This window comes from Nocardia otitidiscaviarum NBRC 14405 (assembly GCF_000308635.1).
In the GTDB taxonomy this organism is placed as follows: domain Bacteria; phylum Actinomycetota; class Actinomycetes; order Mycobacteriales; family Mycobacteriaceae; genus Nocardia; species Nocardia otitidiscaviarum.
The window spans coordinates 38,805-58,734 of sequence record NZ_BAGD01000116.1 but is presented as its reverse complement, the minus strand read 5'-3'; the positions used below and the strand labels follow the sequence as shown (position 1 = coordinate 58,734).

The following is a 19,930-nucleotide window of genomic DNA, read 5'->3' as shown; positions in this document are numbered from 1 at the left end:
AGAAGGTGAGCGCGGTGGTGCTCTACGACACGGTGCGCGACACCGGAACCGCCCCGAACACCGAGCGGCGCTCGGTCACCGAGCCGCTCGCACCGGTTCCGGAAATCACCTGCACGGGGGTGGGCAAGCGCTACGACGGCCAGGGCTCCGGCGATATCGTCGCCCTCACCGATATCGATCTGGAGGTCCGGCGCGGCGAATTCGTCGCCGTGGTGGGGCCTTCCGGCTGCGGTAAGTCGACACTGCTGCGCCTGGCCGCGGGATTGGAGCAACCGACATCGGGAAGTATTGCGGTCCAGACGGATTCGGTCGGCTTCATCTTCCAGGAGGCCACCCTGCTGCCGTGGCGGCGGGTGCTGCGCAATGTCGAACTCGCCGCCGAACTGCGCGGCGTCGACCGCGGCACCCGCCGGGCCCGCGCCACCCGCGCCCTGGCGGCGGTCGGCCTGGCCGATTTCGCGGGCACACTCCCCGGCCAGCTCTCCGGCGGTATGCGTATGCGCGTATCCCTCGCCCGCGCACTGGCTTTGGAACCGAGCCTGCTGCTGCTCGACGAACCTTTCGGCGCGCTCGACGAGATCACCCGGCTGAGCATGCAGGAGGAACTGTTGCGGCTCTACCGCGACAACGTCTTCACGGCCCTGTTCATCACCCACTCCGTCTCCGAGGCGGTCTTCCTGGCGCGGCGCGTGGTGGTCATGTCCGCCCGGCCCGGGCGCGTACACGAAGTGATCGATATCGACCTGCCGTACCCGCGCGACCGGGACCTGCGGTTCGACAGCGCCTTCACCGGCCTGGTCGCCCAGGTCTCCAGCTCGCTGCGGGCGGCCTGCTGATGGCCACCCGCACGCTGGGCGCGCCGACCCGCTCGACCGTCCGTCCCCTGCTCGCCAAGGCCCTGGTGCCGGTGGTGTGCGTCGGCCTCGCCCTCGGGGCGTGGTACGCGGTATCGCTGCTGCTGCTCGCTCCCGAGCGGCGCTTCCTGCTGCCGCCGCCGCACGCCGTGCTCACCGAATCGCTGCTGGACCCGGCCACCGTCGAGCCCATGCTGCGGGCACTCGCGGTGACCGCGCGGGTGGCCCTGGTCGGGCTGCTGGTCGCCGCGGTCCTGGGCGTCGCCATCGGGGTGCTGATGAGCCAGGCCCGGGCGATCGAGCGCGTGGTGTACCCGTACGCCGTTGTGCTCCAGGCCATTCCGGTGCTGGCCGTGGTGCCGCTCATCGGCCTGTGGTTCGGCTACGGCATGTCCGCCCGGACCATCGTCTGCGTACTCATCGCCGTGCACCCGATCATCGCCATGACCCTGTTCGGCATCCAGTCCGTGGACGCCAACCTGCGCGAACTGTTCACCCTCGGCCGGGCCACTCGGCTGCGCCGCCTGCTGTCGCTGGAACTGCCCGCCGCGCTGCCCTCCATCCTCACCAGCCTGCGCACCGCCGCCGGACTCGCGGTGACCGGCGCGATCATCGGCGACATGTTCTTCGCCAAGGGGCAGCCGGGCATCGGCACCCTGCTCGACACCTATCGGGCGCGGCTGCAATCGGAGGACCTGCTCGCCGCACTGCTGCTCGCCGCCCTCTTCGGCGTCGCCGTCTTCGCCCTCTGCACCGCCGCGCAACGTCTCACGGTCGGCCGCTGGCACGCCTCCGGTCGCTGAATTCCATCCTCACCTGTGGAGAACCCATGCACACCTGTCTTCGCCGTGCCCGCGTGGCCGCGCTGACCGCCCTCGCGGTTGTGACCCTCGCCGCCTGCTCCGGCACCGAAATCGACACTACCGCCGTCGAATTGCCCTCGGCCCCAGCCGAACAGCGGTTGGCCGGAACCTGCCCCGACACCGTCGTCGTCCAACTCCAGTGGGAACCCGAAACCGATTCCGGCCCCATCTTCGGCCTGCTCGGACCCGGCTACCGCGTGGACTCCGACAACAACAGGGTCACCGGCCCGCTGGTGGTGTACGGCAAGGACACCGGCGTGGACCTGGAGATCCGCGCGGGCGGCCCGGCCATCGGCTTCCAGACCGTGCCCTCCCAGATGTACGTCGACGACTCCATCACCCTGGGCCTGGCGCACTCCGAACACGCCATCGCCGCGGCCGGACAGCAGCCGCTGATCGGTGTCGCCACCCTGCTGCGCTACAGCCCGCAGCTGCTCATGTGGGATCCGGCGACGCACCCGGACTGGCGGGGCATCGCCGATATCGGCGCATCCGGTGCGCCCATCGTGGTTTCGCAGGGACAGCTGTACCCGGACTGGCTGGTGGCGCGCGGGCTGGTGCGGGCCGAGCAGATCGACGCCTCCTACGACAATTCGCCGTCGCGCTTCGTCGCCGATCCGTCCTTCGCCCAGCAGGGCTTCGCCAATTCCGAACCCTACGTCTACGAGCACGAGGTGCGGGCCTGGAACAAGCCGGTGGCCTACCAGCTGTTGCGCGACGTCGGCTACGAGGGCTACGCCCGCACCGTGAACGTGCGCGCCGACAAACTCGACGAACTGCGCCCCTGCCTGCGCCGCCTGGTTCCCATGATCCAAAGGGCCACAGCCGATTTCCGCGCCGATCCCAGCCACGTGAACGAGGTGGTCGTCGATGTGGTCGACAAGAGCGCCAATTTCGGTCCCTACAGCGCCGAACTCGCCGCCTTCGGTTCCCGGGCGCTCATCGACAACGGACTGATCGGCAATGACACCGACGGCGTCGTCGGCAGTTTCGATCCCGCGCGGGTGCAGCGGGTCATCGACGAATTCGCCCCCATCCTGCGCCGCGGCGGCGCGAACGTGCCCACCACCCTGACCGCCGCCGACCTGATCACCACCGAATTCCTGGACCGCGGCATCGCGGCCACCGACTGAGCTGATCGAAAGGGCAACCATGACAACCGGATACGACCTGTCCGAAGTCGACCGCGAGAAGCGCATGGGCGGACTGGGCGCGGAGACCGCCCGCGAGATCCGCGTCATCGACCTCACCGACTTCGAGAACCGTCGCGCCGAGATCACCGAACAGCTGTGGACCGCCGCCACCGAGATCGGCTTCTTCCAGCTCTCCGGGCACGGTATCCCGCAGTGGCAGCTGGACGACGCCTTCGCTCGCGCCGCGGCCTTCTTCGCGCTGCCGGAATCGGTGAAGGCGCGGTACCCGCTGGTCAAGGCCGACAATGCGGGCTGGGAGAGCCTGAGCCAGGTGCGGCCCTCCATCGGCGTGCCCGACCAGAAGGAGTCCTATCAGATCACTCGACCGCATATGGCGAGCTTGTGGCCGAGCGAGGCCGAACTGCCCGGATTCGTCTCCGCCATCCTGGATTTCGAGCATCGGTGCTGGAGCGTGGCCATGCGGGTGCTGTCCTGTTTCGCCGATCGACTCGGGCTGCCGCGCGACCACTTCACCGCAGCGCACGATCCGGAATCGGAGCAGTACCAGAGCACCCTGCGGCTGCTGCACTACTTCGCCGTCTCCGAGGAACTGCGCGATGTGCCCGGTCGCTGGCGGGCGGGCGCGCACACCGACTTCGACTGCCTGACCCTGCTGTTCCAGCGCGACGGGCAGGGCGGGCTCCAGGTCTGCCCCGGCAAGGAGATGGGCGAACAGGCATGGACCTCCATCACGCCCTCGTCCTCGCTGATCACCTGCAATATCGGCGATATGCTCACCCGCTGGAGCGATGATCTGTTGCCCTCCAACTTCCATCGGGTGCGCAGTCCGGGCCGCGACGAGTACCAGGGTGAGCGCTACAGCATCGCCTATTTCGCGCAGGCCGACCGCGACGCTGTCATCCAGGGTCCGCGCGGCGTCTACCCGCCCGTCACCGCCGCCGACTTCCTCGCCGAGCGGGTGCGGGCCAACTACCGGCCGCGGATGTAGTTTCGAGCCAGCGAGAAAGGACACCCATGGCCGACGACACCAGCGCCGCCCTGCTCGGCCCCTCGGTACACCGGCAACTGCGGCAGCTGGTGCTCTCCGGTGAACTGGAACCGGGCGCGCCGCTGAGCGTGCTCGCCCTGTCCGGTCGCCTCGGAGTCAGCCGCAGCCCGGTCCGCGAGGCCGTGCAGCAGCTCATCTACGAGGGTCTGGCCGTGAACGTCCCGCACGCGGGGGCGCGGGTGGCCGTGGTGGACGACGCTCGGATTCGCGATGTGCTGGCCGTGCGCGCGGTGCTCGACGGTCTCGCCGCCGCCGAGGCCGCCTCCCGCCTGACCGAAGCCGACCTGGTGAAACTCACCGGCATGCTCGACGCCCAGGCGGACAACCTGCGCGGTGACGCCGACCCGGCCCGCGACACCGCCCTGGACCTGGAATTCCACACCTTCATCCGGGACCGCGCCGGAAACCCCACCCTCGCCGAGGAACTCGCCCGCCTCGAATCCCAGGCCCACCTCTACCGCGGCGACCTGTGGAGCCACGACCGCAACCGCAGTACCGCCCTGCGCGAGCACCGCCGCATCCTCGAGGCCCTCGAATCCGGCGACACCGCGCAGGCCCGCACCGCCGCCGAGGCCCATGTGCGCGGCCTCATCACCCGCCTGCACCGCCGCTGACCAGCCGCCCCGGCAATGCCGCGCCGCCCACGCGGAGACGGTGCGTGATCAGTGTCCACGACCGGGGAGCCGGAGTCGCTGTGCTGCCGGAGGCGAGGCATGGATCAGGTGGCCGCGCTCGACGCGCAGCCGCTCAGTGCGCGTTGCGGTAGGCGGGGGCCTTGCTGGTGGCGGTGGGGGTGAGGGTGCGCAGCAGCGGCAGGGTGCGGCGCGGCACCACCGTGGACAGCACGATCACGCTGTGCGACCGCACCACCGAGGTGGTGCGGTCGATACTCAGCAGCACCGTTTGCAGACCGGCGTGGGAGTCCGCGCCGATACGGCACAGCACATCGCTGGAACCGGTGGTGGCGTACGCCTCCAGCACGCCGGGAATGGCGGCCAGATCGGCGGCCACCGCCTCCAGCGCACCCTGCGCGATCTCCAGGGTGACGAAGGCTTCCACATCGAAACCGGCTGCGCTGACATCGATCTGGGGGTCGTAGGAGGCGATGACCCCGGCCTCCTCCATCCGGGCGATGCGTGACTGCACGGTCGCGCGGGCCACTCGAGTACGGCGGGACAACTCGAGGATGCCCGCCTTCTGATGCTCGTGCATGGCGGTGAGGATGGCCAGGTCCAGCTCGTCCAGCTTGGCGGGAGTGCGTGCCATGGCGGATCTCCGTTCGCAGGGTGTTCTATTCAAATTGTCCAGCACCAACGGCAAGATGGTGACGCAATTCACCAGGGTGTCTACTGAAAATCGGCGATATTGCCCATCAGCGGCCGTCGGCCTTTCCTGGATTCATGAGCATCGAGGCAACCGCCGCACCTGTTCAACCGCCGAATCGGCCCACGGCCACCGACTCACCGCCCGAGGACGAATTGCGTCGCCTCGTCGGTCTGGTGGACCACGACGCGGCCGCCGACCCGTTCCCGGTGCTGGGCTGGGACGCGCTCGTGTGGGTGGTGGGCAACGCCACCCAGGCCGCGCACTATCTGGAATCCGCCTTCGGGCTGCGGTTGGAGGCGTACTCGGGTCCCGAGACCGGCAACCGCGACCACAAGGCGTACGTACTGCGCAGCGGTGGCGTCCGATTCGTCGTCAAGGGGGCGGTGGATCCGGCGAGTTCCCTGGTGGCACACCATGATCGGCACGGGGACGGAATCGTCGACATCGCGCTCGAGGTCCCGGACGTGGACCGCTGCATCGCCCACGCCCGCGCCCAGGGCGCGACCGTGCTGGTCGAACCGCACGACGAGACAGACGAATTCGGCACGGTGCGCGCCGCTGCCATCGCCACCTACGGCGAGACCCGGCACACCCTGATCGACCGTTCCCGCTACACCGGCCCCTATCTGCCCGGCTATATCGCGCGCACCTCCGGTTACGAACCGCGCCCCGGCGCGCCGCGCCGCCTCTTCCAGGCCATCGACCACGTGGTCGGCAACGTGGAGCTCGGACGCATGGACGAGTGGGTCGAGTTCTACCGCCGCGTCATGGGTTTCGAGAACATGGCCGAATTCGTGGGCGACGATATCGCCACCGACTACTCGGCGCTCATGTCCAAGGTCGTCGCCAACGGCAACCACCGCGTCAAGTTCCCCCTCAACGAACCCGCCGACGGCCCCAAGCGCTCCCAGATCGACGAATACCTGGAGTTCTACCAGGGCCCGGGCGTCCAGCACATCGCCCTGGCCACCAATGACATCCTCACCGCCGTGGACTGCCTGCGCCGCGAGGGCATCGAATTCCTCGCCACGCCCGACACCTACTACGAGGACCCGGAACTGCGCGCCCGCATCGGTCACGTCCGCGTCCCCGTGGAGGAACTCCAGCGTCGCGGCATCCTGGTCGACCGCGACGAGGACGGCTACCTGCTCCAGATCTTCTGCAAACCCGTCACCGACCGCCCCACCGTCTTCTTCGAACTCATCGAACGCCACGGCTCCCTCGGCTTCGGCAAGGGCAACTTCAAGGCCCTCTTCCAGGCCATCGAGCGCGAACAGGAGGCCCGCGGCAACCTCTGAACGGATGCGGCAACGCCGTGGCGAACCGCTCGGACGAGCCGAATCCCGCGATGTCGGTAGAGTTCGTGCCATGCGGATGACGTCGGCGATTGTCACGGGGATGACCTTCGCTCTGCTGCTGTCGGCGTGCGGGGGGAAGCAGGAATCCGATGCACCGACCGGGCTGCGCCCACCGCCCAGGGTGGCCACACTGGGCCCGTTCGTGGGCGAATGCGGCCATGTCACCGACGACGAGGTGCGCGATATCGGCGCCCTCGGCGCGGTGACCCGGGTGTTCAAGAACTCCGTCGGCTGCAACTGGCAGGGCGGCGGGGTCGGCGGCGCGAGCGTCACCTTCGCCTCCTATCGCGGCAGTCCCATCGACCGCGAGAAGGCGTGGGTGGCCAGCGTCGGTCGCGATCCGGAGACCATCGAGGTCGGCGGCAAGACCGGCTTCCAGGCCCTGGACCCCAGCAACCGGGTGTGCGACCTGGCGGTGCAGCTGGACGACGACTTCTTCGAATGGTCCATCTCCTACGGCCTGTTCGGCGGCGAGGGGCTCGGCAATCCGTGCGATCGCAGCCGCCGACTGGCCGAACTGACCGTGCAGCGACTCGGATGAGGGGCAACGGCATGACGGACGGCGGCACGGCGCTCCCGCGCGGGCGGCGCGGCATCCGGCTCACCGGTGCGGCGCTGGCCGCCCTGGCGCTCACCGCGACCCTCGCCGGCTGCGGCCGGACCATCGAGGGCACCGCCCTTCCGGCGGGCGGCACCACCGATGACGGCGGCGGGCGCATCAACACCAACTTCGACAAGCTGCTGCGCGAATGCGAGGTGGTCTCGCTGGAGGACATCGGCAAGACCGTCGGCGAGGGCACCTATGTGAACCCGTCCTTCAACGGCGCGGTCTGCATGTGGGATCTGGACGGCGGCTCCTCGGGCAGCGGCATGGTGACGCTCAGCTGGTACGAACTCGGGTCGCTGGCCAACGAGAAGAAGAACAACGATCGCCTCGGCTATGTGACCAACGACATCACCGTGCAGGGGCGTCGCTCGCTGGAGACCCGGCGGCCGAACGACCCCGATTCGTGCGGTGTCTTCGCCCCGGCCGCCGATGCCGGAATCGTGGGCTGGTGGGTGAACTACCGTGCGGGAGGGTCACATCCGGATCCCTGCGAGGCCGCGCGCAAGCTGGTGGAGCTCACCTTGAACCTGGCCCGCTAGTCGATCTACCTGCCCGCTTCCATACCACTCCGGGACCCCGTTTTTGCCCCCGGAAACGCCGACGGGTATCGTGGATCGCTGTGCCCGGAAGCATGCGGGCAGGTTCGTGCGCAGTACGTAGGCCAGCGAGAGCGGCTGACCGTTTCAGCGTGCCCTGAACAGGGCGTGTAAGCTGCGCACGACACGCCCGACCTCGTGACAACGAAATGTCGCGGGAACTGGGCGGAAAGCTCGAATGACACAGACATGAAGTTCCAGACACCTGGTTACTAATAAGGAAAGCCGGTCTATGCCAACCATCAACCAGCTGGTCCGCAAGGGTCGCCGCGACAAGGTCGCCAAGACCAAGACTGCGGCCCTCAAGGGGAGCCCGCAGCGTCGTGGCGTGTGCACCCGCGTGTACACCACGACCCCGAAGAAGCCGAACTCGGCGCTCCGCAAGGTCGCCCGTGTTCGCCTGACCAGCCAGGTCGAGGTCACGGCTTACATCCCCGGTGAGGGTCACAACCTGCAGGAGCACTCGATGGTGCTCGTTCGCGGCGGTCGTGTGAAGGACCTCCCGGGTGTGCGCTACAAGATCATCCGCGGTTCCCTCGACACCCAGGGTGTGAAGAACCGCAAGCAGGCCCGCAGCCGCTACGGCGCCAAGAAGGAGAAGAGCTGATATGCCGCGCAAGGGCCCCGCTCCCAAGCGTCCGCTGATCAACGACCCGGTCTACGGCTCCCCGCTGGTGACCCAGCTGGTCAACAAGATCCTCCTGGACGGCAAGAAGTCGACCGCCGAGCGCATCGTCTACGGTGCCCTCGAGCAGGCTCGCGAGAAGACCGGCACCGATCCGGTCGTGACCCTCAAGCGCGCGCTGGACAACGTCAAGCCGTCGCTCGAGGTCAAGCCCCGCCGCGTCGGTGGCGCCACCTACCAGGTGCCGGTCGAGGTCCGTCCGGGCCGCGCCAACACCCTGGCGCTGCGCTGGCTGGTCAACTTCTCGCGCGCCCGTCGCGAGAAGACCATGGTCGAGCGTCTGGCGAACGAGCTCCTCGACGCCAGCAACGGCCTGGGCGCTTCGGTGAAGCGTCGCGAGGACACCCACAAGATGGCCGAGTCCAACCGGGCCTTCGCGCACTACCGCTGGTGATTCGGTGCCCGGCGATGCCCGGGCGTCGAGTCACGGTCCGGCGCGGCACCTCATGGTCGCGCCGGACGTTGAGACAGAGATGACCCGGAGCAAAGCCAGGGTCGTACCCGAAGATCCCACTAGCTAAGAGCGGGGAAGATTTCCGTGGCACAGGACGTGCTCACCGACCTGAACAAGGTCCGCAACATCGGCATCATGGCCCACATCGATGCCGGTAAGACGACGACCACCGAACGCATCCTCTTCTACACCGGTATCACCTACAAGATCGGTGAGGTGCACGACGGCGCCGCCACCATGGACTGGATGGCGCAGGAGCAGGAACGCGGCATCACCATCACGTCGGCCGCGACGACCTGTTTCTGGAAAGACAACCAGATCAACATCATCGACACCCCGGGTCACGTCGACTTCACCGTCGAGGTGGAGCGCTCGCTGCGCGTGCTCGACGGTGCCGTCGCCGTCTTCGACGGCAAGGAGGGTGTCGAGCCCCAGTCCGAGCAGGTGTGGCGGCAGGCGGACAAGTACGACGTGCCGCGCATCTGCTTCGTGAACAAGATGGACAAGCTGGGCGCGGACTTCTACTTCACCGTCCAGACCATCAAGGACCGCCTGGGCGCCAAGCCGCTGGTCCTGCAGCTGCCGATCGGCGCCGAGGACACCTTCGAGGGCGTCGTCGACCTGGTCGAGATGAACGCCAAGGTCTGGAAGGGCGAGACCAAGCTCGGCGAGCAGTACGAGGTCGTCGAGATCCCGGCCGACCTGGCAGAGAAGGCCGAGCAGTACCGCCAGGAGCTGCTGGAGACGGTCGCCGAGTCCGATGAGGCGCTGCTGGAGAAGTTCTTCGGCGGCGAGGAGCTCAGCATCGAGGAGATCAAGGGCGCGATTCGCAAGATGACCGTCAACTCCGAGCTCTACCCGGTGCTGTGCGGTTCGGCGTTCAAGAACAAGGGCGTGCAGCCCATGCTCGACGCCGTGATCGACTACCTGCCGAACCCGCTGGACGACGGCGGCACCGACGGCCACGTCCCGGGCAAGGAAGAGGAGATCCTGCACCGCGACGCGAGCGTCACCGAGCCGTTCGCCGCGCTGGCGTTCAAGGTCGCCACCCACCCGTTCTTCGGCAAGCTGACCTACGTCCGGGTGTACTCGGGCAAGGTCGACTCCGGCGCCCAGGTCATCAACTCGACCAAGGGCAAGAAGGAGCGTCTGGGCAAGCTGTTCCAGATGCACTCCAACAAGGAGAACCCGGTCACCGAGGCCCAGGCCGGCCACATCTACGCGGTCATCGGCCTGAAGGACACCACGACCGGCGACACCCTGTGCGATCCGCAGAACCAGATCGTGCTGGAGTCCATGACCTTCCCGGATCCGGTCATCGAGGTGGCCATCGAGCCGAAGACCAAGGCCGACCAGGAGAAGCTGGGCACCGCCATCCAGAAGTTCGCGGAGGAGGACCCCACCTTCAACGTGAAGCTGGATCAGGAGACCGGCCAGACCGTCATCGGCGGCATGGGCGAGCTCCAGCTCGATATCTACGTCGACCGCATGAAGCGCGAATTCAAGGTCGAGGCGAATATCGGCAAGCCGCAGGTGGCCTACCGCGAGACCATCACCAAGCCGGTCGAGAAGCACGAGTACACCCACAAGAAGCAGACCGGTGGTTCGGGTCAGTTCGCCCGGGTCATCATCGGCCTGGAGCCCTTCACGGGTGAGGACGGCGCGACCTACGAGTTCGAGAACAAGGTCACCGGTGGCCGCGTTCCGCGCGAGTACATCCCGTCGGTCGACGCCGGTATCCAGGACGCCATGCAGTACGGTGTGCTCGCCGGCTTCCCGCTGGTCAACGTCAAGGCCCTGCTGCTGGACGGCGCTTACCACGAGGTCGACTCGTCGGAAATGGCATTCAAGATCGCGGGTGCGCAGGCCCTCAAGGAAGCGGCCCGCAAGGCCGGTCCGGTGATCCTCGAGCCCATGATGGCTGTCGAGGTCACCACGCCCGAGGACTACATGGGCGAAGTGATCGGCGACCTGAACTCCCGCCGTGGCCAGATCCAGGCCATGGAGGAACGCAGTGGTGCCCGTGTCGTCAAGGCGCTGGTTCCGCTCTCGGAGATGTTCGGCTACATCGGTGACCTGCGGTCGAAGACCCAGGGCCGGGCCAACTTCTCCATGGTGTTCGATTCGTACGCGGAGGTTCCGGCCAACGTGTCGAAGGAGATCATCGCCAAGGCGACCGGCGAGTAGTTCGCTGCTGGGGCGGATTCGCGAGTATCCGCCCCGAGTCGGTCGGCTGAACGACCCCCTGTAAGAAAAACAACGCACTGCTGCAAAGCAACGCACTACTAGTCCAGGAGGACAACAGTGGCGAAGGCGAAGTTCGAGCGGACGAAGCCCCACGTCAACATCGGCACCATCGGTCACGTCGACCACGGCAAGACCACGCTGACGGCGGCCATCACCAAGGTGCTGCACGACAAGTACCCGGACCTGAACCAGAGCTTCGCGTTCGACCAGATCGACAAGGCTCCGGAGGAGAAGGCTCGTGGTATCACGATCAACATCTCCCACGTCGAGTACCAGACCGAGAAGCGGCACTACGCCCACGTGGACGCCCCCGGTCACGCCGACTACATCAAGAACATGATCACCGGTGCCGCCCAGATGGACGGCGCGATCCTGGTCGTGGCGGCCACCGACGGCCCGATGCCGCAGACCCGTGAGCACGTGCTGCTCGCCCGTCAGGTCGGCGTGCCCTACATCCTGGTCGCGCTGAACAAGGCCGACATGGTCGACGACGAGGAAATCCTCGAGCTCGTCGAGATGGAGGTCCGCGAGCTGCTGGCCTCGCAGGAGTTCGACGAGGACGCCCCGGTCGTCCGCGTCTCGGGCCTGAAGGCGCTCGAGGGCGACGAGAAGTGGGCGCAGTCCGTCATGGACCTGATGAACGCTGTCGACGAGTCGATCCCGGACCCGGTCCGTGAGACCGACAAGCCGTTCCTCATGCCGATCGAGGACGTCTTCACCATCACCGGTCGTGGCACCGTGGTGACCGGTCGCGTCGAGCGCGGCATCATCAACGTGAACGAGGAAGTCGAGATCGTCGGCATCCGCGAGAAGTCGACCAAGACCACCATCACGGGCATCGAGATGTTCCGCAAGCTGCTCGACCAGGGCCAGGCGGGCGACAACGTCGGTCTGCTGGTCCGCGGTATCAAGCGCGAGGACGTGGAGCGCGGCCAGGTCGTCATCAAGCCGGGCACCACCACCCCGCACACCGAGTTCGAGGGCCAGGCGTACATCCTGTCGAAGGACGAGGGCGGCCGCCACACCCCGTTCTTCAACAACTACCGCCCGCAGTTCTACTTCCGCACCACCGACGTGACCGGCGTCGTGACCCTCCCCGAGGGCACCGAGATGGTCATGCCGGGCGACAACACCGAGATGAGCGTCAAGCTCATCCAGCCGATCGCCATGGAAGAGGGCCTGCGCTTCGCGATCCGTGAGGGTGGCCGCACCGTCGGTGCCGGTCGCGTCACCAAGATCATCAAGTGATTCGCTGAATCACCGGTAGACGGCGTCGCTCCGAAAGGGGCGGCGCCGTTTGCGTTTTCGGTCCTGTCGTCGGGCGTTCAGGGGCGGTCGTCCTCGTCCACCCAGTCGGAGACGACGGTGCCCGAGACCATGCCGTCGGAGCCGGGTAGCACGGTGGTGGGTCGGTCGTCCTCGTAGGCTTCCGCGATCTCGGCGGCCCGTTGCCGGTGTTTGTCCTCGACCTCCGGCTCCGGAATGATCGGCCGCTCGTCCTGTTGCGCGGATTCCTCCCGAATCCGCCGTTCCTCTTCGGTGCTCATGCCGCAGATCTGCCCGCTGCCGGGCCGGTCAAACGGTGTGCGGTACCGAGTAAGGGACTCGGGTGGCTAACTCGGCAGCGGAGCGTGGACCGCGCCGAGGATGCGACCGGAGTCGAAAGTCGCTGCGGCGGGCGGGAGTTCGCCGGGGCGGCCGCTGGTGAGGACGCGGACGGCGCCGGTGCCCGCGGTGGGGCGGCCGAGGGCGTCCATGCGGCGCAGGGTTTGGCCCGCGACGGCCTCGGCGCTGTCGAAGATGCGCACACCGCGGGGGAGGGCGGCGAGGATGGCGTCGAGGACGAGCGGGTAGTGGGTGCAGCCGAGCACGATGCCCTCGGTGCCGGCCGGGGTGCGTTCGGCGGCGCTCGCGATGGCGCGTTCGATGGCGGGCAGGTCGCCGCGGTCGATGGCGTCGGCAAGCCCGTGGCAGGCCACGCCCATTACCTCGGCGTTCCCGCCGAAGCGGGCGATGAGATCGGCCTGGTAGGCGCTGGCCGTGGTGGCGGCGGTCGCCCAGACCGCCACCTTCGAACAGACCGCGGCGGCGGGTTTGATGGCCGGGACGGTGCCGATCACCGGCACCTCGGGGCCGACTTCGGCGCGCACGTGTTCCAGCGCCGTCACGCTGGCCGTATTACAGGGCAGCACAATGACTTCCGCGCCCTCGCGCAAGGAGGTACGCGCGGTGTCGAGCACCCGGTCGATGACCCACTGTTCGGGTTTCGGACCCCACGGGGCACCGTCGGGATCCATCTGCAGCAGCAGATCCAGGTCGGGCCGCAGCTTCCGCAACCACGCACCCGTGGGCAGCATGCCCAGGCCCGAATCGATGAGCGCGACGATCACCCCTGCCACGGTAATGAATGCGGTGCGGGCGGTGCGAATCGCGTCCGGCGAACAGGACGAATCCGGTACTCAGCCCACGGGCTGGGTGTCGGCGAGCCGTGCGCGCATCTTCATGACCTTGCCGGTCATGCCCGCCCCGACCACGGCTACCAGGTCGCCGTTCCGGAAGTAGTGCGCGAGGAATTTGCGGCCCTGATCCTCGACGATCCGGACCTCGTCGGCCAGTGCGGGTAGACCGAGCACCTGAATTTTCAGGTCGTACTGATCGCTCCACACATACGGCACCTGTGGACCGGGCGGTTCGGCACCCAGCAGTGCGCAGGCCAGTGTCTTGGCCTGCTCTCCGGCATTGGTCCAGTGCTCGACGCGCCGGTTGCGCCCGCTCCGGTGCGGCCAGGCGGCCACGTCGCCCACGGCCCAGACCCCGTCCACGGCGGTCCGGCCGGTCTCGTCGCAGACGATGCCGCCACCCACGGCGGGTTCGGCGAGCGGGATACCGGACTCGGCGAGCCAGTCGGTCGCCGGAATCGAGCCGACGCCGATGACCACCAGATCGGCGTCGATGGCGGTCCCGTCGCTGAGCCGTACGCCGCGTACGGTCTCGCCGGCGACGTTCAGACCCTCGACTCCGATTCCGCAGCGCACGTCCACACCCTCGGCCCGATGCGTCCGCGCCACCAGCGCGCCGACCTCGGTGCCGAGTGCGGCGGCCAGTGGTGTGGGCTGCGGTTCCACCAGCGTGACCGGCACGCCGTGGGCGCGGAAGCTGGCGGCCAGTTCGCACCCGATGAACCCGCCGCCCACCACCACGGCCTGGCGCGCGTCGGCGAGGTGGGCGCGCAGTCGGACCGCGTCGGCGTGCGATCGCAGTACGTGCACCCCCGTCGCCCCGGGCAGTCCCGGAATCCGCCGGGGACGCAGGCCGGTGGCGATGACGAGCTGGTCGTAGCCGAGGGTCGAGCCGTCGGCCAGCCGCACCTGCCGCGCCGCGGTGTCCACTCCGGTCACGGCGGTGCCCAGGCGCAGGTCGATGCGCTGTTCGGCGTAGAACTCGGCGGGCCGCAGCGCGGTGTCGTCGGTCTGGCCGCGCACGAACTGTTTGGACAGTGGCGGCCGGTCGTAGGGTGCGCGATCCTCGTCGCCGACGAGGGTGAGTGCACCCGCGAAGCCCGCTCGGCGCAGTTCTTCGGCCGTCCGGAGCCCGGCCAGCCCCGCGCCAACGATTAGAACGTGTTCCACCGAGTGCGACATAGAGGCAACCCTAACCTTTTCGGGTCACGTCGGGGGATCGGTTGTGCCGTGCACCACAGTCATATCGCTCCCGAATCGTAGCCCCCTATTTATTGATCGGGCGGTCAATCAGGAATAGAACGAAAGAAGGATAAACCGAAGCCTTGAAGGAGGCACACCATGTTCACCGACAGCCGTGCACAGGACGCGGTAGCCGTCGTCCTCGGCGCCATCGCCGCTCTGTCGCCCATCTGGGTGGATACCAGCAACCGGGCGATGTGGACGTTGATCGTCCTCGGCGTCCTGATCGCCGCCACCGGCCTGGCGCAGCTCGCCAAGGTCGCCGGCGCCACCGCCGACTACGCCATGGCCGTGCTGGGCGCGCTGCTGTTCCTCTCCCCGTGGGTGATGAACTTCAGCTCCTACACCAACGCGTCGTGGACAGCGTGGATCGTGGGCGTATTGACCGTCGTGGTCGCCTTGGCGGCGCTTCCACAGGTCGCGGGACGCATGCATACGGCACACTGATATACATGCCTGAACCGCGAGCGGGGCGTCGCCGCAGCCGCAAGGTCGACGGCGACGCCCGTCAGCTCATCCTGGATGCCGCCGAAAAGCTGTTCGCGGCACAGGGCTTCGACGCGACCCCCACCGCCGCCATCGCCGCGGCCGCGGGTGTACCCAAGGGTCTCGTCTTCTACTACTTCCCCACGAAGGAAGCGATACTCACCGCCTTGATGACCGAACGGGTGCCCGCTCGGCCGATCGAGGACATCGCCGCGGTCATCGCCCCCGGCGATCCGGCCACCAGCCTGGTGAACCTGGATGCCGCGCTGAACCTGCGCGACCACCACTCCTCTGTGCTCCGCGTGATCATGTGGCGCGAGGCCGATACCCATCCGGACGTCCGTAAGCAGTTGCGCTCCATGCGCGATCAGCTGTTGGACGTGACCGCCCGGGTATTGCAGGCCAGCGCGCCCGGGCCGGTCAAACCCGGAACGCTGCGCGCCTGCGCGGCGGCCTGGGTGTCGGCCATGTTCGCCATCGCCAGTACCGACCGCCTGCACGCGCTGGACGGTATGACGCTGCCGACCGCCGAGGAAGTGCTCAATGTGGCACAGGTGGTGGCGGCGGGCATGACCCAGTTGGGCTGAACTGGCGATATCCATTCCATCCCCAAAATTGTTGTTCGCAAAACGGATTCGTATCAGCCCCGGAGCGCGGGGTTCACGACGGCCCGGTAAGAATGTCGGCCATGGATGCCGACTACACCTCCGACCTGGGGCACACGCTGACCTCCCGGTCCGAGAACTACCGCCTGACCAACCCCGATACCTCGGACTCACGGTATGCGGCGAATTCGACGCTGACCGGCGTGGACACCGGCGGACACGCCGCGCTCGGACGCCTGAGCCCGCCCGAGGCCCCCGCGCAGTGGAGCAACTCCGGCAGCCACCGCACCGCCGAACCCGAATCCGCCCAGCAGAATTCGCGCCCCGCCGACTTCCGCTCGGAGTTCGCGCCGATCAACGGCAGCGCCTCCGCATCCGCGCGCACGGATTTCGGCAACGGCACGCCCGACACCGCACAGTCGGCGCACAGCGGCAGCGCACCTGCCACCGGTGATTCGGCGTTCGGCGGTGGTTCGCCCGCCACCGGGCATTCGGCGTTCAGCGGTAGCACTCCGGGTTCCGAGGGCTCGGCGTTCACCGCGGGTACCGGCAGGGGCGCGGCATCCGGCAAGGTGCCGACGGCCGCCGCCCCGGGGGCCTGGGATACGTCCACCTCCGGTGGTTCCCACTCCGCGCCGCCGCCGGCCGACCGGCCCACTCGTGCGCGAGAACGTCAGGCAGCCGCGGCTTCCGGCGCGACCGTGGAGCCACAGCACGTCATGCGGCTACTGCTGGCCAGCCATGAACTCGACACCGCTGCGACCAAGGCCGAGTCCGGTGAGATCACCGTCGCCGAACTGGCTCGCGCCGCCCACCGCACCCGCGCGGCCGCCGTGGAACTCGTCTCCGCCTGGTACGGAGGGGCGGAGGAGATGCGAAATTTCGCTGAGGCGCTGTTACAGGCCGCGTCGGAGGGTACCGGCAGGCACTAGCGCAGGTCGACCCGCCGCCCACGGCACGTCGCCGGGACGACGGTGCACGCCGGTTCGGGAGGTCGCCACCACCGCGCTTCGGTCGCCGGGGGCCGCCGCTGTCGGGCGCAGCAGGTCGATGCGTCTTGCGCCGACCGGCAAGAGTGCCGACACCCGCAACGCCACCGATGCCGAAATCCCGGGGGCAGATACTGCGTGCATGCCGCCTGAGCACACGCGCCGCCTGGTCCATGTGCCCGCATGGCGCGACGAGGGCCGGATCCGATGGTCGTACCATCCGGATATGGGCGAGTTGACGGCGGAAGCGGTGCGGACAGCGCTGGCCGAGCTGGCCGATCCCGCGGATGCGGCGCACCTGCGGCGGTTCTTCAAGTGCGGGCCGGGGGAGTACGGGGAGGGTGACGTCTTCATCGGGGTGCGGGTGCCGCAGACCCGCAAGGTCGCGAAACAGTTCGGGGGACTGCCACTTTCGGAGGTCGACCGGCTGCTGGACAGCGAGGTGCACGAGCACCGACTGGCGGCCCTGGTGATCCTGAACGCGCGGATGGCGACAGCATCGCGGGTGCGCACGGGCAGTGCCGAGGAGCAGTGCGCGATCGTCGAACTGTATCTGGCCGCGATGCGGCGGGGGCGGATCAACAATTGGGATCTGGTCGACGTGTCGGCCGAGCACATCCTCGGCCCGTGGTTGTTGGAGCAGCCCCGCGATCCGCTGTACGAACTGGCGGCGTCGGATTCGCTGTGGGAGCGGCGGATCGCGCTGCTGACCACCTTCGCCTTCATCAAGGCGGGTGATGCGAGCACGACGCTGGCGCTGTGTGAGCGCGTGCTGTCCGACCGCCGCGACCTGATCCAGAAGGCCGCGGGGTGGATGCTGCGGGAGGTCGGCAAGCGGGTGGACCCGACCGCCCTCATCGACTTCCTGGAGGCGCACGCCGCCGACATGGGCCGCACCGCACTGAGTTACGCCACCGAACACCTCACCGCCGAACAGCGCGCGCACTACCGAGCACAGCGCTGACGGCCGCCCGCCTCGAACTCACCCCCCGGCCGCCGAACCTCCCGATGGTCGCGTGTGGCTGGGCGCGCTGTGCCCAGACCCCGCGCGGATGCCGCGACCGGGCCGTCGAGGGCACACCGCCCGCGAGCGGGCGGGTCGCACCCCGGGGCTGATCAGAACTGGATCTTGAGGTGGTCGGTGACCGGGCGGGCCTGGCAGCCGAGGATGTAGCCGTTGGCGATGTCCTCGGGATCGAGGATCTCCGCGTTCTCCATCTCCACGGTGCCCTCGAGCACGGTGCAGGCGCACGATCCGCATTCGCCCTCGAGGCAGGAGTAGGGCACGTCCAGGCCCTTGGCGAGCATGATGTCCACCAGGGTCTGGCTGCGCGGCCAGTTCATCTCGTGGGTCTCGCCGTCGAGTTCCACCTCCACGCTGGCGGCGTCGGCGGCCTCCTCCGCACTGATCTCGGCGCGGGCGACATCGGCGAACGGATCGCCCGACAGCGAGTTGAAGACCTCCGCGTGGGTGCGGTTGCGCGGCACTCCGAGTTGGGCGAGGGCGTCGTGCACCCGGTCCATGAACGGCTTGGGACCGCACATGAAGGCGCTGAACTCGGTGTAGGGCCGGGTCAGGGTGGCGAGCGCGTCGGCGGTGGGCAGACCCTGCAGCTGTTCCAGCCAGTGCACGACCACCAGCCGCTGCGGGTTCTTGTCGGCGAGTTCGCGCAGTTCGTCGGCGAAGATCACATTGTCGTGGTCGCGGTTGGCGTACACCAGCACGACGCGCGAATTACCCCGTGCCAGAGCCGATTTCAGGATCGACATGACCGGCGTGATGCCGGACCCGGCGGCGAAGAGCAGTAGATCCTCGTCGAGGTTCTTGGGCGTGAAAACGCCTGAGGGCGGCAGTACTTCGAGGGTGTCGCCCGCTTTCACGTTGTCGCACACCCAGTTCGAAGCGTATCCGTCCGCGGTGCGCTTGACGGTCACCTTGGGTGCGTCGTCGGTGTGCGGTGAACTCGCCAGCGAGTAGCAGCGCGCCACCGACCCGGTGAGGTCGCTGGGAATGCGCAGTGTCAGGAACTGCCCCGGCTGGTAGGTGAAACGTTCGCGCAGTTCGGCGGGAACGTCGAAGACCAGCGAGCAGGAATCGGCCGTCTCCTGGATGACCGCGGAGACCCGCAGCACGGCCGATCGCGAGCTGTGCGGTACGTCGACGGTGGTCATAGTGTCCTCTCGAACCCGGCGCTGTGTGGCCAAACTAGAACGTGTTCTAGTTTCATACTACGTGGCCGTCCCGCTGCCGGACAAGCTGGGCCTCGAGCCCGGCGATCAGTACGTCCATTCCGAAGTCGTAGGAGTACTTCCCACGCAGGTCCGATAAATGCTTGGTGGCCCGTTCCACCGCCTCCGGCAGCGCCCGGTCGTCGTGCAGCGCCGAGCGGTCGCGCGGATTCACCCGACCCCGGCCGAACAGGTAGGTGTGGATGGTCGCGTAGCCGGAGAGCACATTGCGATCGCTGAACCCGGCCTCGAACAGGATCTCCATCAGCGCCGCGATGAGATCGAGCTGCTTGCCCAGCATCTGTTCGATCAGCACGTCGCCGAGGCCGGGATGTTTGCGCAGCTTCTCGTCGATCTGGTCGATGAGATCGCGCAGCCGTCGCTGCCACGGCCCGGCGTCGGGCGGCGGCTTGCGCACGCCGGTGAGGGCGGCGGTGGCGACCAGGTCGAGTAGCTCGCGCTTGTCCGCCACGTAATAGTACGGAGCCATCGGGGACACCCCGAGTTCGCGGGACAGGCGGCGCATGGAGAGCTTCTCCACGCCGTCCTGCCGGACCACCCGAAGGGCGGCCTCGACGATCTCGGACTCCGACAGAGTGTTGCCGCCCCCACTCGACTGCATACGTCCGACTCCCATGCCACCTCGACCATTGCGGGTACGGCGACGGCCGTCCCTACTACCTGCGCTGCTGTTGTTCCACGCAGTCTAGAGCGCGCGCTCCGCCGGT

Annotated in this window: 22 protein-coding genes; 16 read left to right on the top strand and 6 right to left on the bottom strand. The window is 68.0% G+C overall.

What is annotated here, in order from left to right:
- The first annotated feature begins 14 nt into the window (after positions 1-14).
- The 5 genes from ON31_RS26275 to ON31_RS26255 are packed head-to-tail and all read left to right on the top strand — an operon-like array spanning position 15 to position 4,533.
- Complete coding sequence (locus ON31_RS26275; protein ID WP_051037773.1) at positions 15-836, top strand: ABC transporter ATP-binding protein; 822 nt, start codon at positions 15-17, stop codon at positions 834-836.
- Positions 836-1,657, top strand: a complete 822-nt coding sequence (locus ON31_RS26270) for an ABC transporter permease (RefSeq protein WP_081592744.1) — start codon at positions 836-838, stop codon at positions 1,655-1,657. The genes ON31_RS26275 and ON31_RS26270 overlap by 1 nt, the downstream gene beginning before the upstream one ends.
- Positions 1,658-1,683: 26 nt before the next feature.
- On the top strand, positions 1,684-2,850 hold the full coding sequence (locus ON31_RS26265; protein WP_039817458.1) for a periplasmic binding family protein: 1,167 nt from the start codon (positions 1,684-1,686) through the stop codon (positions 2,848-2,850).
- Between the two features lie 19 nt (positions 2,851-2,869).
- Positions 2,870-3,859 (top strand): isopenicillin N synthase family dioxygenase, encoded by a 990-nt coding sequence (locus tag ON31_RS26260; protein WP_039817456.1) that lies wholly within the window; start codon positions 2,870-2,872, stop codon positions 3,857-3,859.
- A gap of 26 nt (positions 3,860-3,885) precedes the next feature.
- Complete coding sequence (locus ON31_RS26255) at positions 3,886-4,533, top strand: GntR family transcriptional regulator (protein WP_039817455.1); 648 nt, start codon at positions 3,886-3,888, stop codon at positions 4,531-4,533.
- Positions 4,534-4,666: 133 nt separating this feature from the next.
- Here ON31_RS26255 and ON31_RS26250 read toward each other — a convergent pair whose 3' ends face one another.
- On the bottom strand, positions 4,667-5,185 hold the full coding sequence (locus ON31_RS26250; RefSeq protein WP_029933051.1) for an Lrp/AsnC family transcriptional regulator: 519 nt from the start codon (positions 5,183-5,185) through the stop codon (positions 4,667-4,669).
- 134 nt (positions 5,186-5,319) lie between these two features.
- Here ON31_RS26250 and hppD point away from each other — a divergent pair, with 134 nt between their 5' ends.
- From hppD to tuf, 7 genes are all read left to right on the top strand, one after another.
- Positions 5,320-6,543, top strand: coding sequence for a 4-hydroxyphenylpyruvate dioxygenase (gene hppD, locus ON31_RS26245; protein WP_039817454.1), 1,224 nt, complete (start codon positions 5,320-5,322; stop codon positions 6,541-6,543).
- A 70-nt stretch (positions 6,544-6,613) separates the two neighbouring features.
- The gene (locus ON31_RS26240) at positions 6,614-7,144 is read left to right on the top strand and encodes a DUF3558 domain-containing protein (protein WP_039817453.1); all 531 of its coding nucleotides are present in this window, start codon (positions 6,614-6,616) and stop codon (positions 7,142-7,144) included.
- A gap of 11 nt (positions 7,145-7,155) precedes the next feature.
- Positions 7,156-7,749 (top strand): DUF3558 domain-containing protein, encoded by a 594-nt coding sequence (locus ON31_RS26235; protein WP_228809019.1) that lies wholly within the window; start codon positions 7,156-7,158, stop codon positions 7,747-7,749.
- 289 nt (positions 7,750-8,038) lie between these two features.
- Positions 8,039-8,413 carry a 30S ribosomal protein S12 gene (gene rpsL, locus ON31_RS26230; protein WP_011211612.1) on the top strand — a complete coding sequence of 125 codons (375 nt, stop codon included), beginning with the start codon at positions 8,039-8,041 and terminating at the stop codon, positions 8,411-8,413.
- Between the two features lies 1 nt (position 8,414).
- Entirely contained in the window at positions 8,415-8,885 is a 471-nt protein-coding gene (rpsG, locus tag ON31_RS26225; RefSeq protein ID WP_014353063.1) for a 30S ribosomal protein S7, read from the top strand.
- Positions 8,886-9,029: 144 nt separating this feature from the next.
- The gene (gene fusA, locus ON31_RS26220; RefSeq protein WP_039817451.1) at positions 9,030-11,132 is read left to right on the top strand and encodes an elongation factor G; all 2,103 of its coding nucleotides are present in this window, start codon (positions 9,030-9,032) and stop codon (positions 11,130-11,132) included.
- 117 nt (positions 11,133-11,249) lie between these two features.
- Positions 11,250-12,440 carry an elongation factor Tu gene (gene tuf / locus ON31_RS26215; protein WP_029933056.1) on the top strand — a complete coding sequence of 397 codons (1,191 nt, stop codon included), beginning with the start codon at positions 11,250-11,252 and terminating at the stop codon, positions 12,438-12,440.
- Positions 12,441-12,517: 77 nt separating this feature from the next.
- Here tuf and ON31_RS26210 read toward each other — a convergent pair whose 3' ends face one another.
- The 3 genes from ON31_RS26210 to ON31_RS26200 all read right to left on the bottom strand — a co-directional run bounded on the left by ON31_RS26210 (position 12,518) and on the right by ON31_RS26200 (position 14,833).
- Positions 12,518-12,739 (bottom strand): hypothetical protein, encoded by a 222-nt coding sequence (locus ON31_RS26210; protein WP_039817449.1) that lies wholly within the window; start codon positions 12,737-12,739, stop codon positions 12,518-12,520.
- Between the two features lie 66 nt (positions 12,740-12,805).
- Complete coding sequence (locus ON31_RS26205; protein WP_039817448.1) at positions 12,806-13,582, bottom strand: glutamate racemase; 777 nt, start codon at positions 13,580-13,582, stop codon at positions 12,806-12,808.
- Between the two features lie 69 nt (positions 13,583-13,651).
- Positions 13,652-14,833: an NAD(P)/FAD-dependent oxidoreductase gene (locus ON31_RS26200; RefSeq protein ID WP_172544774.1), complete on the bottom strand. Its 1,182-nt coding sequence runs from the start codon at positions 14,831-14,833 to the stop codon at positions 13,652-13,654.
- A gap of 159 nt (positions 14,834-14,992) precedes the next feature.
- On the opposite strand from ON31_RS26200, the gene ON31_RS26195 reads away from it, so the two are divergent.
- The 4 genes from ON31_RS26195 to ON31_RS26180 all read left to right on the top strand — a co-directional run bounded on the left by ON31_RS26195 (position 14,993) and on the right by ON31_RS26180 (position 17,937).
- Positions 14,993-15,340 carry an SPW repeat protein gene (locus ON31_RS26195; protein WP_029933060.1) on the top strand — a complete coding sequence of 116 codons (348 nt, stop codon included), beginning with the start codon at positions 14,993-14,995 and terminating at the stop codon, positions 15,338-15,340.
- A gap of 5 nt (positions 15,341-15,345) precedes the next feature.
- Positions 15,346-15,966 (top strand): TetR/AcrR family transcriptional regulator, encoded by a 621-nt coding sequence (locus tag ON31_RS26190; protein ID WP_029933061.1) that lies wholly within the window; start codon positions 15,346-15,348, stop codon positions 15,964-15,966.
- 101 nt (positions 15,967-16,067) lie between these two features.
- A complete protein-coding gene (locus ON31_RS26185; RefSeq protein WP_039817446.1) occupies positions 16,068-16,916 on the top strand; it encodes a hypothetical protein in 849 nt (282 codons plus the stop codon).
- Positions 16,917-17,199: 283 nt separating this feature from the next.
- Positions 17,200-17,937 (top strand): DNA alkylation repair protein, encoded by a 738-nt coding sequence (locus ON31_RS26180; RefSeq protein ID WP_039817445.1) that lies wholly within the window; start codon positions 17,200-17,202, stop codon positions 17,935-17,937.
- A gap of 152 nt (positions 17,938-18,089) precedes the next feature.
- On the opposite strand, the gene ON31_RS26175 is transcribed toward ON31_RS26180, so the two are convergent.
- The gene (locus ON31_RS26175) at positions 18,090-19,145 is read right to left on the bottom strand and encodes a ferredoxin--NADP reductase (protein WP_039817444.1); all 1,056 of its coding nucleotides are present in this window, start codon (positions 19,143-19,145) and stop codon (positions 18,090-18,092) included.
- 52 nt (positions 19,146-19,197) lie between these two features.
- The gene (mftR2, locus tag ON31_RS26170) at positions 19,198-19,824 is read right to left on the bottom strand and encodes a mycofactocin system transcriptional regulator MftR2 (protein ID WP_051037764.1); all 627 of its coding nucleotides are present in this window, start codon (positions 19,822-19,824) and stop codon (positions 19,198-19,200) included.
- Between the last annotated feature and the right edge of the window lie 106 nt (positions 19,825-19,930).